Consider the following 15,653-nt stretch of genomic DNA (forward strand, 5'->3'; position numbering starts at 1 on the left):
CCCTCACCCAAGTCGGGCTTGCCCGACTTGGGCACACAAGGCGCGGATCTCGGGCAAGCCCGAGATCCTTAGGGGGGAGCGAAGAAACCCGAGCCAGGAGGAACCCACGCCATGATGCACGGAGACATCTCGTCCAGCGCCGACAGCGTCGGCGTCGCGGTGGTGAACTACAAGATGCCGCGCCTCCACACGAAGGCAGAGGTGCTGGAGAACGCCAAGAAGATCGGCGACATGATCGTCGGCATGAAGGCCGGCCTGCCGGGTCTCGACCTGGTGATCTTCCCCGAATACTCGACCCACGGGATCATGTACGACGCGGGGGAGATGTACGAGACCGCCTCGACCGTGCCCGGCGCCGAGACCGAGATCTTCGCCGACGCCTGCCGCAGGGCCAAGGTCTGGGGCGTGTTCTCGCTCACCGGCGAGCGCCACGAGGAGCATCCGAACAAGGCGCCCTACAACACCCTGATCCTGATGAACGACCAGGGCGAGATCGTGCAGAAGTACCGCAAGATCATGCCCTGGACGCCGATCGAGGGCTGGTATCCGGGCGACCGCACCTACGTCTCGGAGGGGCCGAAGGGCCTGATGATCAGCCTGATCATCTGCGACGACGGCAACTACCCCGAGATCTGGCGCGATTGCGCCATGCGCGGGGCGGAACTCATCATCCGCTGCCAGGGCTACATGTACCCGGCGAAAGAGCAGCAGATCCTGATGTCGAAGGCGATGGCCTTCGCCAACAACACCTACGTCGCGGTGGCCAACGCCGCCGGCTTCGACGGAGTCTACAGCTACTTCGGCCACTCGGCGATCGTCGGCTTCGACGGGCGCACGCTCGGCGAGTGCGGCGAGGAGGAGATGGGCATCCAGTACGCGGCGCTTTCGAAATTCCTGATTCGCGATTTCCGCGCGCACGGGCAGTCGGAAAACCACCTCTTCAAGCTGCTCCACCGCGGCTACACCGGGATGATCAACTCCAAGGAGAATCGGCACGGGCTGTCGGAATGCCCCTACGACTTCTACCGCCGCTGGATCGAGGACCCCGACGCCACCCGCGACGCGGTGCGCGCCATCACCCGCCAGGGCGTCGGCACCGAGGAATGCCCGATCGACGGCATCCCCTTCGTCGGCAAGGGCGAAGGGCCGCCGGACCCGCGCTGAAATCGGCTCCGACGCAACGCCGCGCCGGCCCCGGATCGGGTCTGCGCGGCCACTTCCATGACACGACGACGTCTGATCGGAACGGCCCAAGGCCCGACACGTTGACCGGCGCTTGTCTTGCGCACATCAGGTCGAACCAGGGGCGGATCGGGTAGATCATGAACGGTGAGTCGAAGCCGGCCGGTGCGGGCGGTCAGGACAGCAGGCCGGGCGCGCACGGTGTCAGTGCGGAGTTCCGGCGCTTCGCCGACGACGTCCCGCTGATGATGTGGCGCTCGGACCATCGCGGCCACGCGATCCATCACAACGAGTGCTGGCTCCAGTTCACCGGCCGGCCGCTGGAGGAAGAACTCGGCGTCGGCTGGCGCACGGGCCTGCATCCGGACGACTTCGAGCGGCACGCGCGCATCGTCTCCGAGGCGTTCACCGCGCGCGAGCCCTTCACCGTCGAGTTCCGCCTGCGTCGTCACGACGGGGCCTATCGCTGGCTGCTCGACACCGCCCGGCCGCTGACCGAGGACGGCGAGTTCCGCGGCTATCTCGGCTCCTGCTTCGACATCACCGACCGCAAGCATGCCGAGGTACATATCGAGGAGGCGCTGCAGGAGAAGGAGACCCTGCTCGCCGAGGTCTACCACCGCGTCCGCAACAACCTGCAGGTCATGGTCAGCCTGATCGGCCTCTACGGCCGCGCGGCGCCGGAGCCCTGTCGCGGCAGCTTCGAGGCGCTGGGCCAGCGGGTGCGGGCGATCGCGCTGGTGCAGCAGCACCTGCACGAGGCGCCCCACATCGCCTCGATCGACCTGCGCGATTACTTGCATCGGCTCGCCTCCGGCCTCGGCCAGCTCCGCCGCGCCGGGCGCATCGGCGTCCACCTCGGCGGCGCCGGCACCAGCCTCGTCGAGCCGCGCACCGCCAACGCGCTCGGGATGATCGTCGCCGAGATCGTGGCCGAGTGCCTCGACGCCACCGCCGAGAGCGTCGCCTGCGCCATCGCCATCGACATCGACGCCGCCCCCGGCGCGCCGGTGCGCCTCTCGATCACCTCCGGCGCCGGCGACCAGGGTGAATCCGGCCGGCCCAACATTCCAAAGCTCGGGCCACGGTTGATCGCGGCCTACGCGGCTCAGGCCGAGATCGCCGTCACCGGGGTGGCGACGGCCGAGGACCCGCTGCGGCTGCAGCTGCCGGAGGCGCGGGTCGACGGCCCAGCCTGAAGGGCGCCGCAGATTCGCTTCGGCCGGGGTGGCGACCTATATCTTGGACGACCCCCGCGCCCCCGACAGAACACCGGCCGAGCATGCTGCCTCCGATCGAGACCATCGTCGAGAACTTCGAATTCATCGACGACTGGGAAGAGCGCTACCGCTACCTGATCGAGCTCGGGCGCACCTTGCCGCCGGCCGACGCCGCCCTGCACGCGGAGTCGAACAAGGTGCTGGGCTGCGCCAGCCAAGTGTGGATCGACCTGAACGTCGATGCGTCCGCCGACGTGCCGCGCCTTCACCTGCGGGGCGACAGCGACGCCCACATCGTGCGCGGCCTCGTCGCGCTGATGGTCGCGCTGTTCGACGGCAAGACCCCGCGCGAGGCGGCAGACACCGACGCCTTCGCCCTCTACACCAAGTTGGGCCTCGGCGAGCACCTCACCCCGCAGCGTTCCAACGGCGTCCGCGCCATGGCCGACCGCATTCACCGCGACGCGGTCCGCCTCGCCGCCTGAGCGGGCGACCGCCTCACGCCCGGTCGCGCCACAGCCGCATGCGGGCATGGTCCGGGCCTATGGCCTCGCGCTGCAGGCCGTAATGCTCGGCCAGCCGCCCGAGGGCGATCTTGGCGACCACCTTGGCGGAGCGGGCCGGCCAGCGGCGTTCCTCCTCGATCCGCTCCAGCCCCTTCACGTGGCCGCACAGGTCGATCAACAGGCCCGACAGGTCGTGGCCGACCGCATCCATCGCGCGGTCCACCCGGGCGCGCGCCGCCATCATCGTGTCGGAGGCGCCGGCGGCGTCGCGCGGCCCCGAGCCGTCGACGCGGATCGCCGTCCAGTCGATGCCCATCCGCGGCATCAGCATGCCCGTGGTGATGTCGCGGCGCAGGCGCTCGCCGGCCTCGAACGACGCCCGGTCGAGAAGCGGCGCCCCGTCGCGGCCGCGCCGCCGCACCATCCAGGCGATCGGGCTCTCCGCCGCGTCGCGCAGGCGCCTCTCCGTTCCCTCGCCCTCGACTACGAGGTCGAGATGCTGCCCGCGGAAGGCTTCGCCGGCCGGCGCGTCGCCACGCCGGAGGCGCGCCCGGCCGGCGATCGACAGTACGATCCGCCCGCGCGGGCCGGGTTCGCGCAGGGCGAGGTCGGCGGCGAGCAGGCGCTCGCCGGACGCCGCCGGGAAGCGGCCGCCGCCGAGCGAGACGCCGCCGCCGCAGCGCACGATCAGCATCGCGTCCTCGACCGGATCCGGGAAGGCGTAGGCGCCGTCGGCGGCCAAGGCCGCCAGCAGCCGCTCGCCGGCACGCCCGATCGCGGCCTCCGCGGGCGGCAGGGCGACCGGGCGGGCAAGGGGGCGAGGAGCCAGGCGAGCGGTCCGAGCCTGAGAGGGTTTGTTCATGTTTTGTTCCCAACGCGAACGGTCTTCGTCACGACGAAGGAAACAGGAGAGTCCTGAAAATCGTCCTAGATCAAGACTTGACGACCACGACGCTGTGGAGCGTCACGCACCCTAGGGTGCAGGGTCGGCGCCGGGCTTCGCCGGCGGATGCTTCAGCACCTCGGCGATCTCGTCCTCGGACTTGCCGCGGACGTCGTAGCCCATCCCGGCGAGGCGCTCGACCAGGGCGTCGCTGTCGGCGGCCGAGCGGGCGGCCCATTCGGCGAGGACGTCGTTAGCCTTGCCGAGGTCGTCGGTCGGAACGGCGTCGGTCGACATCTTGGCATCGCTCATGGGGACAAACCGCTCGCAGAACCAGGACGGTGACGCGCAAGGTTCGTGCCCAGCGCGCGCATTGTCCAGCGCGTGGATGTCGGCTTGCGTGAAGAAAACGCGACCGCACGACGAAAGAGAGCGTCTTCCGTGATCCGGAGATCACGGAAGACGCTCGAGATCGCGCGGGACGTGGGGAAACCGTGCCCCGGCGCCCCGCATGGCGGTCTCAGGCGGCTTCGTCGTAATTGCCCGAGCGGGTCTGGCCGAGGCCGATCGCCTTGGCGAGGTCGGAGCGGGCCTTGGCGTAGTTCGGCGCGACCATCGGGTAGTCCGGCGGCAGGCCCCACTTGGCGCGATACTGCTCCGGGCTCATGTCGTACTTGGCGCGCAGGTGGCGCTTGAGCGACTTGAAGGTCCGGCCGTCCTCCAGGCAGATGATGTGGTCGGCGGTGACGGACTTCTTCACCGGCACGGCGGGGGTCAGCGGGCCGGCGGGCGCCTCGGCCTCGGCCTGTCCGCCGGCGACCTGCATCAGCGACGCGTGGATACGGGTGATCAGCTGGGCCAGCTCGCCCGGGGGGACCGGGTTGTTGCTGACGTAGGCCGACACGATGTCGGCTGCGAGTTCCACGTAGTCGACCGTGGTTTCAGTGTCGTTCATGTTCGGCCATGTCCTCTGGACGCTCAGGCTGTCGACGGGTCTTGGGCGGCGCGGGCCGTCGGCCCCGCCGTCTCTCGCCAGGATGCGGGCATTCCCGCAGCAATGTTCGGCCCGCCCGCAAGTGCTGAGTAAAATGCGGGGACCCCTCCCCGCGACGACATCTCATTAGGATATTTGCAGATCGCCCGCAAGTTGCTCGACGACAGTTCGGATACGCAACGTCAACTATCCGGAAGGATATTTCAGCTTAACGAAATCGGCTAAAGCGATGCCTACTCAAGGGCGAAGCATCCCACCGATTCGGCTCTACCCCAGATTGCAGAACCTGCGGAGGACAACGCGGCCGGCACCAAGCCGGGGCGAGACCATTGCACGCCGGGCCTTGTCCGGGGCCGGGCCGCACGGCACATGCCCAGGTTCGCGCAGGTTCTCCACGGGAAATCTCCAATGGCGTTCGACACGGCCCACGTCCCGCCCGCCTCCGACGCGCCGCGTGCGCAGCGCCGGCCGCACAGCTTCGTCGTCCACGGGCGCACCCTGTCGGACGACTACGCCTGGTTGAAGGCCGAGAACTGGCAGGACGTCCTCAAGGACCCGTCGGCGCTGCCGGCCGACATCGGCGACTACTTGAGGTCCGAGAACGCCTACGCCGAGGCGGCGCTCGCCGGCGCGGCGCCGCTGCGCAAAACGTTGGTCGCCGAGATGCGCGGGCGCATCCGCGAGGACGACAGCGGCGTGCCGACGCCGGACGGGCCGTTCGCCTACTACACCCGCCACCGCGACGGCGGGCAGCACCCCCTGGTCTGCCGCCGCCCATCCGCGGCCGGCGACGACGCGGGGGCGGAAGAGATTCTGATCGACGGCGACAAGGAGGGCGAGGGCCTGGCCTTCTTCGAGATCGCAGGCGCCGCCCATTCCGACGACCATGCGCGCCTCGCCTGGGGCGTCGACACCAAGGGCTCGGAGCTGCACGCGATCCGGGTGCGCGACCTCGCGACAGGGACGGACACGGCCGACCGCGTCGAGGCGACCTCCGGCGAGGCGGTCTGGTCGGCCGACGGCGCCGGGTTCTGGTACGTCGCGGTCGACGCCAACCACCGGCCGGCGCGGGTGATGTACCACCGCCTCGGCACCGAGCAGGCGGACGACGCCACGGTCTACGTCGAGCGCGATTCCGGGTTCTTCGTCCACATCGGGGCGACGCAGTCGGGCGCCTACCTCACCATCACCGCGAGCGACCACGAGACCTCGGAGGTCCACCTCCTCGACCGCGCCGCGCCGGACGGGCGCCTGCGCGTGGTGCAGCCGCGCGAGCCGCTGCTGATCTACTCGGTCGAGCATCGCGGCGCGGACCTCTACATCCTCACCAACGCCGACGGCGCCGAGGACTTCAAGGTCGTCACCACCCCGGTGGCCGAACCGGGCCGGGGGCACTGGGCCGACCTGGTGCCGCACCGCGCCGGCACCATGATCCGCCACCTGCATCTGCTCGCCGGCCACCTGGTCCGCCTCGAGGTCGAGAACGCCCGGCCGCGGATCATCGTGCGCGACCTCGCGACCGCCGAGGAGCACGCGGTGGCGTTCGCGGAGGAGGCCTACTCGCTGGGCCTCCAGCCCGGCTACGAGTTCGAGACGGCGACGATCCGCTTCGCCTATTCCTCGATGACGACGCCGACGGAGACCTGGGACTACGATTGCGCCACCCGCTCCCGCGCCCTGCGCAAGCGTCAGACCATCCCGAGCGGGCACGCGCCCGAGGACTACGTCACGCGGCGGCTGTTCGCGACCGCCCCGGACGGGGCGCAGGTGCCGATCTCGCTGCTGCACCGGCGCGACCTCGTCCTCGACGGGACGGCGCCGCTTCTGCTCTACGGTTACGGCGCCTACGGCACGCTGATGCCGGCGGCGTTCCGCACCAACCTGCTGAGCCTCGTCGACCGCGGCTTCGTCTACGCCATCGCCCACATCCGCGGCGGCACCGAGAAGGGCTGGCGCTGGTACCTCGACGGCAAGCGCGAGAAGAAGCCCAACACCTTCTCCGACTTCGTCGCCTGCGCCCGTGCCTTGATCCACGCACGGTACACCTCGGAAAAGAAGATCGTGGCGCATGGCGGCAGCGCCGGCGGCATGCTGATGGGGGCGGTGGCCAACCTCGCCCCGGAGCTGTTCGCCGGCATCGTCGCCGACGTGCCCTTCGTCGACGTGCTCAACACCATGCTCGACGCCGAGCTGCCGCTGACACCGCCGGAATGGCCGGAATGGGGAAACCCGGCCGAGAGCGAGGCGGCGTTCCGGACCATCCTGTCGTACTCGCCCTACGACAACGTCGCGGCCAAGGCCTACCCGGCGATCCTGGCGCTCGGCGGCCTCACCGACCCGCGGGTGACCTATTGGGAGCCGGCCAAATGGGTGGCGCGCCTGCGCGCGACCATGACCGGCGGCGGCCCGGTCCTGCTGCGCACCAACATGGAAGCCGGCCACGGCGGCGCCGCCGGCCGCTTCGACCGGCTCGAAGAGGTGGCGCTGATCTACGGCTTCGCGTTGGCGGCGGTGGGCGAGGCGTGAGGGAGAGGCGGCGTTCGGCTCGGCGAGGGATCCGTTGTCCTGAGCGGGAGACGTCCCTCCTTCCCAGGTTCCCGATTCACCGATTCCGCATAGCCTCGTATGACGCGCGGCTCCCCCCTCTCCCCGCAGGCGGGGAGAGGCCCGGCTGCACCCCGTGGTGCAGCCGGGAAGCGAGGGCGCAGCCGAAGCGACGGTGAGGGGGAGCTTCCAGAGGAGGCTCCTCCGTTCGCGCCCCCTCACCGTCGGCTGCCGCCCCGCTTTGCCGACGACGAGGTCGGCAAAGCCCTCTCCCCCACCGAAGTCGGGCCTGCCCGACTTCGGCAGGCAGGTTCGGATCTCGGGCAAGCCCGAGATCCGTGCGGAGCGAGGGGATGCGCGCACATCAAGGCGCCAGAAGCAGAGACGTGCGAAGCCTATTGCGTCTCCTTGAGACGTAGATAGCCCTCACGGCTGCGCGGGCGGCGGGCCGATGTCGAGGGGGCGTTCCGGCGGCGGGTCGGGCGTCTCGGTGCGGGCGCGGCGGGCGGCCTCCTCGGCGGCCTGGGCCTTGAGCCGGGCTTGGCGCGCCGCCTCCTCCGCCGCGGCCTTGTCCGCCGCAGCCGCCTTGTCCGCCGCGGCCTTGAGGGCGGCGGCGCGCGCCTTGTCCATCTCGATCCGGGCGCGGCGGCGCTGACGCTCGGTCTGGTCGGCCTCGATCAGCTCGATCGTTTCCAGCTCGCGCTGCAGCACCAGGGCGGCGAGGCCCGTGGTGAGCGGTCCGACGTCCAGGCTGCGCTCGGGCGCGGCGAGCGGGCCGGCGAGCCCGAGCTGGATCGCGGGCGGGCCGCCGCCCCAGCCCTTCGGCGCCGTGCCGCCCGAAAGCGTGCCGCGGGCGTCGAGCCGGCTCGTCCGGAAATCGTAGCCCAGCGTCCCGCTCCAGCGCGCCGCGCCGAGATCGAGGTCGAGCGGGCCGGCCCGCAGGGTCCCGCCGATGACGGTCGCCGGCGCGGACGCCGGCTGCGTCGTGCCGGCGGCGGCCTTCGACAGCTCCTCCGCGACGAGGGCTTGGAGCCGGCCGTCGCGCAACGGGTCCTCGATCTGGAGCGCGCGGGCGAGCGCCCGGCCGATCGCGGCGGGATCGGTCTCGGGCAGGTTGAGGGCGGCCAGCGTGACGCTGCCCGTGCCCGAAAGGTTTGCCGCCAGGGCCGCGACATCCTCGCCGGAGGTGCCGAAGCGCAGGGCGGCGGAGAGCCGGCCGCCGAGCGGCCCGCCGTCGGCCAGCGCCGGGATCGCCACGTCGGCGACGGTGCCCTCGCCCGCGATCGCTGCGAGGCCGCCGCGCCGCGACAGGCTCGCCGAACCGGCGATCCGGCCCTCGGCGAGCTTAGCCGAGAGGTCGCGCACGCTCAGCGTGCCATCCTCGAGCCCGAGCGCCGCGGCGGCGCCCGTGGCGACGAGGCCGCGCCCGAGGTCGAGCCGTTCGACCCGCAGGTCGAGGGCGACCGCCGGCCCCGGCGCCGGCGGGGCGCCGAACCGCCCGGCGGCGCCCGGCGGCATCACCAGGGCGGCGGCGAGCTGCGGCAGGGACAGGCGGTCGAGGCGCGCGGTCCCCGACAGGGCCCCGTCCGGGATCCGCACGAGGTTCGCGTCGAGGGCCGCCCCGGCGATCCGCCCGGAGAGCACGGCGCGCGCGTCGTCGCCCTGGCGGGTCAGGGCGACGGAGAGGTCCGCCGGCCACGGGCCCGGCGCGAGGGCGGCGGCGCCCGCAAGCGTCAGGACCGGGCCGAGGTCGGCGGTCTGGAGCCGCAGGGCGCCGGCGGCGGGCGGGCCCCCGTCGGCGGGAAGCCGCAGCGGCGTCGCGGTCGACAGGCTCGCCCCGGCGATCGTGCCCGACGCCTGCAGCGACAGGCCGCCCTCCGCCGCGCGGGCGGCGACGAGGGACAGGTCGGCCGGCTGCTGCAGGCCGGCGATGTCGGCGCGGCCGAACCAGGTGCCGGCCCGCGGCGTCGCGAGGTGGACCTTCGCCCCCTCGACCGCGCCGGCGCGGCTGACCAGAGACAGGTCGAGGCTGCCGCCCGCGGCCTTGCCCTCTGCGGCGAGCCGCAGCGCGTCGGCATCGCCCGCGTCGCGCGCCAGCGTGACCGCGAGGTCGAGGGCGCCGGCCCGCAGGAAGGCGGGGATCAGCCGGGTCTCGGCGGTCCAGACCCGCTCGATCAGGGCGACGAGGGGGGCCGCCACCGGGGCGGAGAGCCGGCCGGCGACGCGCCCCGCGCCGTCGGCGCCGATCCGCCCGGAGAGCTTCGCGTTGGCCCCGGCCAAATCGGTCACGTCGAGGCTGTCGACGACCAGCGCCGCCCCGTCCGACTGGATGCTGGCCGAGAGCGTGCCGTTCCCGCTGCCGGTCGCGCCGTAGCGCAGGTCGCGCGCCTCGATGGTGAGGCCGAGGTCGTGGTCGTGCAGGCCCGCGAGCGCGTTCCCGAGCGGCGGCAGGTTGGCGACGTCGAGGCCGCGGGCGCGGATCTGCGCATCGACGCGGCCGCGGGTCCGGCCCTCGGCCGCGGCGTAGCGGGCGTTGCCGGTGACCTGCGCCGTGCCGAGCCCGAGCCGGAGGTTGCGCAGGGAGTACGCGCCGCCGGCCGCGGAGACCTCGGCCGAGACCTCGATGGGCCGCCCGTCGAGGAGCGCCGTCGGCGGCCCGTCGAGGCCGAGCCGGCGCAGATACCGCCCGAGCCCGTCGGAGGCGGGTGCGGCGAGCGTCACCGGGCCGGTGAAGCGCGGGCTCGGATCGGTGTCGATTTCGCCGCTCGCCGTCACGGTCGCCGCGCCCGGCGCCACGGCCGAGAAGCGCCGCAGCAGCAGGCCGCCGGCGCGCTCGATGGTGCCGGCCGCCTTGAGGTCGCTCCATTCCTCGAAGCCGAGCACGGCCGTCTCGACCGACAGGTCGAGGTCGAGCATCACCGGCAGGCCGGACGTCGCCTTGCCCGCCTTGCTACCCAGCTTGGGCAGGCCGCGCGCGAGGAAGGCCTGCCCGCCCGGCGAGAGCAGGAAGGCGTCGAGGTCGAGGCGGCGCGCACCGAGGGTCAGCCCCGCGCGCCAGCGCCGCAGGTCGATCTGGCCGCCGCCGGACAGGCGCAGGACCTGACCGCCCGGATCGATCTCGGCGTTGACGCCCTCGAACCGGACCAGCGCGCCGCTCGCCTTGAACTTGCCACCGAGGGTGAACGGCAGGTAGGCGCCCGCGGCCTGGGCCGGCGGGCCGACCACGAGGCGGGCTCTGCCCTCGGCCTCGGCGACGAGGGCGCGCGGCTCGGAGCCGCGGGTGCCGCGCGGGTCCGCCGGCACGAAGGCGACGCGGGCATCCGCCTCGAAGCGCGGATGGGTGTCGCCGCCGCCCGAAAGCTTCAGCGCGACCGCGCCGTCCGCCCCCGGCTCGCCGCTGACGAGGGTGAACGGCAGGCCGCCGCTGCTGCCCGAGACCCGCCACGGGCCGACGAGCGCCGGCGCCTGGACCTGCACGGCCTCCGCGTAGAACTGGTCGGTGCGCCCGGTCGACGGCACGAACGTGGTCAGCAACAGCTGCTGGACGTGAAGGTCTTCGACCGCGAGGTCGCGCCCGCGCAGGGTCTCGCCGAGACCGGCAGGCACCACGAGGGCGTCGCCTTCGGTCACCGGCAGCTTGATCTCGGCGCGGCCGATCCGCGTCTCCGTGAACCGGACCGCGCCCGACAGCAGCGGGGTCAGGCCGAGCTCGGCCTTGACGAAACGCAGGTCGAGGGCGGGCTTTCCCGCATCGTCGCCGAGGTGCAGGCGGTCGAGGCGCAGGCGCGGCGAGGGCAGCAGCCGCACGTCGATGCGGCCCTCGGTGCGGACCGTCAGCCCGAGCGAGCGGCTCACGGTCGCGTCGACGAAGGCGCGATGGGCCGGCCAGTCGATGAAGGGGGGCACGGCGAGCGCCGCGACCAGGATTAGGATGACGGCGCCCGCGAGCGCGGTCAGAAGGTCACGCACCGTGATCGTTCCGCATGCATCCCGCGCCACCCGGCGGGTTCACGGCGGGCATAGCACGCCCTGCGGCAACCAGCGCCAGCGGGCTTTTGTCGGGGGCGGGCAGGGTCGTTTCAGGCGCAGGCCGCCGGATATTTACCGGATCGCTCGAGCGGGCCCCCCTTCCCTCCCCCGCAGTGGGGGGAGGGAAGCGACGGTCCGTTTATCGCCGGGGGGCGACGACCACGCCCGGGGTGGGTTGAGGCGCCTGCATCTGCTGGCTGCGCTGGATCTCCATGCGCGTGGTGTTGTTCTGCGAGGTGATGTTCTGCTGCAGCGCCCGGGACTCGCTCTGGCGGGCGAAGGACTCGTTGGCGGCGTCGGGGTTGCCCTGCCGGACCTGCGCGAGGGCGGGGGTGGCGGCGAGGACGGCGAGGACGGCGATCGGCACGATGCGCATCGGGCGCTCCTGAATCTCGTGTGGTCTTTATGATGTGGGTCTTGCGATGATCTGACCAAGCGGCCGGACGGCCCTGGGTTCCCCGCCTGCGACTCCCCGCCTGCGACCGTGCGGGGCGGCGACATCGCGTCCGGGCCTCGACGCCGTTCGCGTTTTGGTCCAGGGATTGCCGATGCCGAATTCCTCGCATGCGACGCCGCCTTCCGACGCGGGGCGTGGCCCCAGCTCCATCGCCGCCCGCGCCATGGGGGGCTTGCGCCCGACCGCCGCGTCCTACCTGGACGGCCTGAACGAGGAGCAGCGCCGCGCCGTCGAGGCGACGGAAGGCCCCGTCCTGGTGCTGGCCGGCGCCGGCACCGGCAAGACCCGGGTGCTGACCACGCGCATCGCCCACCTGATCAGCACCGGCCGGGCGCGGCCGTTCGACATCCTGTCGGTGACCTTCACCAACAAGGCCGCGCGGGAGATGAAGCACCGGATCGGCACGCTGGTCGGGCCGGCCGGCGAGGGCATGCCCTGGCTCGGCACCTTCCACGCCATCGGCACCAAGATCCTGCGCCGCCACGCCGAGCTGGTGGGCCTGAAGTCCGACTTCACGATCCTCGGCACCGACGACCAGCTCCGCCTGATGAAGCAGGTGCTCAAGGACCAGAACATCGACGAGAAGCGCTGGCCGGCGCGCGCGCTCGGTCACGTCATCGACGGCTGGAAGAACCGCGGCCTCGGCCCGGACCAGATCCCCGCCGGCGAGGCGCAAGCCTTCGCCTTCGGCAAGGGCGGCGACCTCTACACCGCCTACCAGGCGCGGCTCGTGACCCTGAACGCGGTCGACTTCGGCGACCTGCTGCTGCTGTGCCTCAAGCTGTGGCGCGAGAACCCCGAAGTCCTGACCATCTATCAGGACAAGTTCCGCTACATCCTGGTCGACGAGTACCAGGACACGAACGTCGCCCAGTACCTCTGGCTCCGCCTGCTCGGGCAGACCCGGAAGAACATCGCCTGCGTCGGCGACGACGACCAGTCGATCTACGGCTGGCGCGGGGCCGAAGTCGACAACATCCTGCGCTTCGAGCACGATTTTCCCGGCGCCGTGGTGGTGCGGCTGGAGCGCAACTACCGCTCCACCGGCCACATCCTGGCCGCCGCCTCGGGCCTGATCGCCAAGAACCAGGGCCGGCTCGGCAAGACGCTGCGGACCGAGGACGAGCTCGGCGAGCCCGTCACCGTGTCGGGCGCCTGGGATTCCGAGGAGGAGGCGCGGCTTCTGGCGGAATCGATCGAGTCGCTCCAGGCCAAGCAGCACCCGCTTTCCGAAATCGCGGTGCTGGTGCGGATCTCGGCGCAGATGCGCGAGATCGAGGACCGCTTCGTCCAGCTCGGCCTGCCCTACCGGGTGATCGGCGGCCCGCGCTTCTACGAGCGCGCCGAGATCCGCGACGCGCTGGCGTACCTCCGCGCGACCAAGAACCCGTCCGACGACCTCGCCTTCGAGCGGATCGTGAACACCCCCAAGCGCGGCTTGGGCGACGCGACGCTGCAGCAGCTCCACCTCTATGCCCGCGCCGAGCAGGTGCCGCTCCTGCACGCCGCGCGAAAGCTCTGCGAGACCGACGAGCTCAAGCCGCGCGTCCGCTCGACGCTGCGCGCGCTCACCGAGAGCTTTTCGCGCTGGGCGCGGCTCGTCGAGAGCAACCCGCATTCCGAGGTGGCGCAGACCATCCTCGAGGAATCCGGCTACACCGAGATGTGGCAGAAGGAGAAGTCGGCCGACGCCGCCGGGCGTCTGGAGAACCTCAAGGAGTTCGTCCGCTCGATGGAGGAATTCCCCGACATGGGCGCCTTCCTCGAGCACGTCTCGCTGGTGATGGAAGCCTCTGAGGCCGAGGGCGCCGACCGCGTCTCGCTGATGACCCTGCACGCGGCCAAGGGCCTGGAGTTCGACACGGTGTTCCTGCCCGGCTGGGAGGACGGCCTGTTCCCGAACCAGCGCGCGCTCGACGAGAGCGGCCGCGCCGGCCTGGAGGAGGAGCGGCGCCTCGCCCATGTCGGGCTCACGCGCGCCCGCAAGCGGGCAAAGCTGTCGTTCGCCGTCAACCGCCGCATCCACGGCCTATGGTCCTCCACAATCCCCTCGCGCTTCATCGACGAATTGCCCGAGACCGCCGTCGACGTGATCGAGGCGCCGGCCCACTTCTCGGCGGGCGCCTCGCGGTTCGACCGCAACCCGCAGCCCTTCGGCTCCAGCTACGGCACGCCGGGCTGGCAGCGGGCGCAGGCCAACACCGGGCAAGGGAACGGCGGATCCGGCAACTTCGGCAAGGGCGCGGCGCACACCACCGCCCGCGGCTTCGGCGCCTCGCCCGGCGGCGGGCGCGGCGGGCCGCGCCAGATCGAAGGCGAGCTGATCGCCAAGTCCACCGGCGCGCCCTCGGCCTTCGAGACCGGGATGCGGGTTCTGCACACCAAGTTCGGTCCCGGCGACGTGGCCGCGGTCGACGGCAACAAGCTCACCGTTGACTTCGACAAGGCCGGTCGCAAGATGGTGCTCGACAGCTTCCTGCAGCCGGCCTGACGCCGCCGCGGGACGGCGTCGGGTAGAGGCGTAGGACACGACCTTGGGCGGACCGGACACGGCCCCATCGCCCGACCTTCCCGGCGTACGACACGCCCGTCTCCGAACCATTTCGGCAACACCCGTCCACCACCGTCATGCGGTCGTCGCAGGCGGCGATTCTATGGTGCGCGCGTTGCATGCTCCTGCAACGACGAGGCCGGCCGCATTCGCGGCTCGCCTTGTCCACAAGCTTCGTGTCGTGGGCCGGAACCGGCTCGAGGCAGCCAGATTGCTTTGAGAGAGGCATAGTAAGCCCCGTCACGAAGGTAGAGCGAAGAGCGGTCCCGAGGTTAGCAAGTTCCTAGCTTAGCAAGTCCTTTTGGTTAGCAAGTCCTTTTGGTTAGCAAGTCCCACGCGGAGTGTTGATCGATGAAAAGACGGCGCGCACGACTCGAGCTGGTTGAAGACCGCACGGTCCGGCTGCACAGGACCCGCTTCGACGAGGAACGAAACCTAGGCCCGATCCAACCGCTGACCGACCGGCAGGCCGAGTACCTCGACGCGCTGGCCCTCCACCCGCAGGTGATCGTGCTCGGCCCGGCCGGCACCGGGAAGACCTACATCGCCGGCACCCGCGCCGCCGACCTGCTGCGCCAGCGCCGCATCGCCAAGGTGATCATCACCCGCCCCAACGTCCCCGGCGGCCGCTCGCTCGGCTTCTTCCCCGGCACCCTCGAGGAGAAGATCGCACCCTGGGTCGCGCCGCTCACCGAGGCGATGAAGGAGCGGATGGGCGCCGCCGCCTTCGAGATCGCGCTGAAGGCCGGCGACATCGAGATCGTGCCCTTCGAGGTGATGCGCGGGCGCACCTTCAAGGACTGCCTCGTGATCCTCGACGAGGCGCAGAACACGACCACCGCCGAGATCAAGATGTTCCTCACCCGCATCGGCGACGCGTGCCAGGTGATCATCAACGGCGACGTCTCGCAGACCGACCTGCGCGAGACTTCGGGCCTGCGCACCGTCATCCACCTGATCAAGAGCCGGACGATGCCGATCCCCGTCGTGGAGTTCACCCGCGACGACATCGTCCGCTCCGGGATCTGCGCCGAATGGGTGAAGGCGTTCGAGGAAACGAATCTCTGAGTTGTACGTTACCAGCGGCGGGTCGAAGCGGAGCCCCGCCGCGCTTCTCCGGCGCGACTTCCTTCTCCCTTCCTTCGGACCCGGAGGATGGAATGGGTGCCGCGGCCCGACGACAAGAAACAGGATTATCTCCGTGAGGAAACTGACCTTCGCCGTTGCCGTGCTCGCCTCGCTCGGCGCCGCCGCGATCACCGCCCCCGCCTCTGCCGCCCCCGGCGC

At 71.5% G+C, this 15,653-nt stretch carries 11 protein-coding genes; 6 read left to right on the forward strand and 5 right to left on the reverse strand.

The features are described 5' to 3' along the window. The first annotated feature begins 111 nt into the window (after window positions 1–111). The 3 genes from FV226_RS23585 to FV226_RS23595 all read left to right on the forward strand — a co-directional run bounded on the left by FV226_RS23585 (window position 112) and on the right by FV226_RS23595 (window position 2,887). Window positions 112–1,164, forward strand: a complete 1,053-nt coding sequence (locus FV226_RS23585; RefSeq protein WP_147754685.1) for an aliphatic amidase — start codon at window positions 112–114, stop codon at window positions 1,162–1,164. Window positions 1,165–1,322: 158 nt separating this feature from the next. Then, the gene (locus FV226_RS23590) at window positions 1,323–2,381 is read left to right on the forward strand and encodes a PAS domain S-box protein (protein WP_147764828.1); all 1,059 of its coding nucleotides are present in this window, start codon (window positions 1,323–1,325) and stop codon (window positions 2,379–2,381) included. An 83-nt stretch (window positions 2,382–2,464) separates the two neighbouring features. Next, window positions 2,465–2,887: a SufE family protein gene (locus FV226_RS23595; RefSeq protein ID WP_147764829.1), complete on the forward strand. Its 423-nt coding sequence runs from the start codon at window positions 2,465–2,467 to the stop codon at window positions 2,885–2,887. A 13-nt stretch (window positions 2,888–2,900) separates the two neighbouring features. Here FV226_RS23595 and FV226_RS23600 read toward each other — a convergent pair whose 3' ends face one another. The 3 genes from FV226_RS23600 to FV226_RS23610 all read right to left on the reverse strand — a co-directional run bounded on the left by FV226_RS23600 (window position 2,901) and on the right by FV226_RS23610 (window position 4,746). Then, window positions 2,901–3,770: a DUF6456 domain-containing protein gene (locus FV226_RS23600; protein ID WP_246691716.1), complete on the reverse strand. Its 870-nt coding sequence runs from the start codon at window positions 3,768–3,770 to the stop codon at window positions 2,901–2,903. 111 nt (window positions 3,771–3,881) lie between these two features. Then, entirely contained in the window at window positions 3,882–4,088 is a 207-nt protein-coding gene (locus tag FV226_RS23605) for a hypothetical protein (RefSeq protein ID WP_147764837.1), read from the reverse strand. Window positions 4,089–4,311: 223 nt separating this feature from the next. Beyond that, window positions 4,312–4,746, reverse strand: coding sequence for a MucR family transcriptional regulator (locus FV226_RS23610; RefSeq protein WP_147764830.1), 435 nt, complete (start codon window positions 4,744–4,746; stop codon window positions 4,312–4,314). A 447-nt stretch (window positions 4,747–5,193) separates the two neighbouring features. Between FV226_RS23610 and FV226_RS23615 the strand changes: the two genes are divergently transcribed. Beyond that, window positions 5,194–7,311, forward strand: a complete 2,118-nt coding sequence (locus FV226_RS23615; RefSeq protein WP_147764831.1) for a S9 family peptidase — start codon at window positions 5,194–5,196, stop codon at window positions 7,309–7,311. A 444-nt stretch (window positions 7,312–7,755) separates the two neighbouring features. Here FV226_RS23615 and FV226_RS23625 read toward each other — a convergent pair whose 3' ends face one another. Both FV226_RS23625 and FV226_RS23630 read right to left on the reverse strand, forming a co-directional pair. After that, a complete protein-coding gene (locus FV226_RS23625) occupies window positions 7,756–11,298 on the reverse strand; it encodes an AsmA family protein (RefSeq protein ID WP_147764833.1) in 3,543 nt (1,180 codons plus the stop codon). Window positions 11,299–11,497: 199 nt separating this feature from the next. Further along, complete coding sequence (locus FV226_RS23630) at window positions 11,498–11,734, reverse strand: hypothetical protein (protein ID WP_147751559.1); 237 nt, start codon at window positions 11,732–11,734, stop codon at window positions 11,498–11,500. A 172-nt stretch (window positions 11,735–11,906) separates the two neighbouring features. Here FV226_RS23630 and FV226_RS23635 point away from each other — a divergent pair, with 172 nt between their 5' ends. Then, window positions 11,907–14,306 (forward strand): UvrD-helicase domain-containing protein, encoded by a 2,400-nt coding sequence (locus tag FV226_RS23635; RefSeq protein WP_147764834.1) that lies wholly within the window; start codon window positions 11,907–11,909, stop codon window positions 14,304–14,306. A gap of 411 nt (window positions 14,307–14,717) precedes the next feature. After that, the gene (locus tag FV226_RS23640; RefSeq protein WP_147764835.1) at window positions 14,718–15,434 is read left to right on the forward strand and encodes a PhoH family protein; all 717 of its coding nucleotides are present in this window, start codon (window positions 14,718–14,720) and stop codon (window positions 15,432–15,434) included. Window positions 15,435–15,653 lie beyond the last annotated feature (219 nt).

The organism is Methylobacterium sp. WL12 (assembly GCF_008039475.1).
Classification (GTDB): Bacteria; Pseudomonadota; Alphaproteobacteria; order Rhizobiales; family Beijerinckiaceae; genus Methylobacterium; species Methylobacterium cerastii.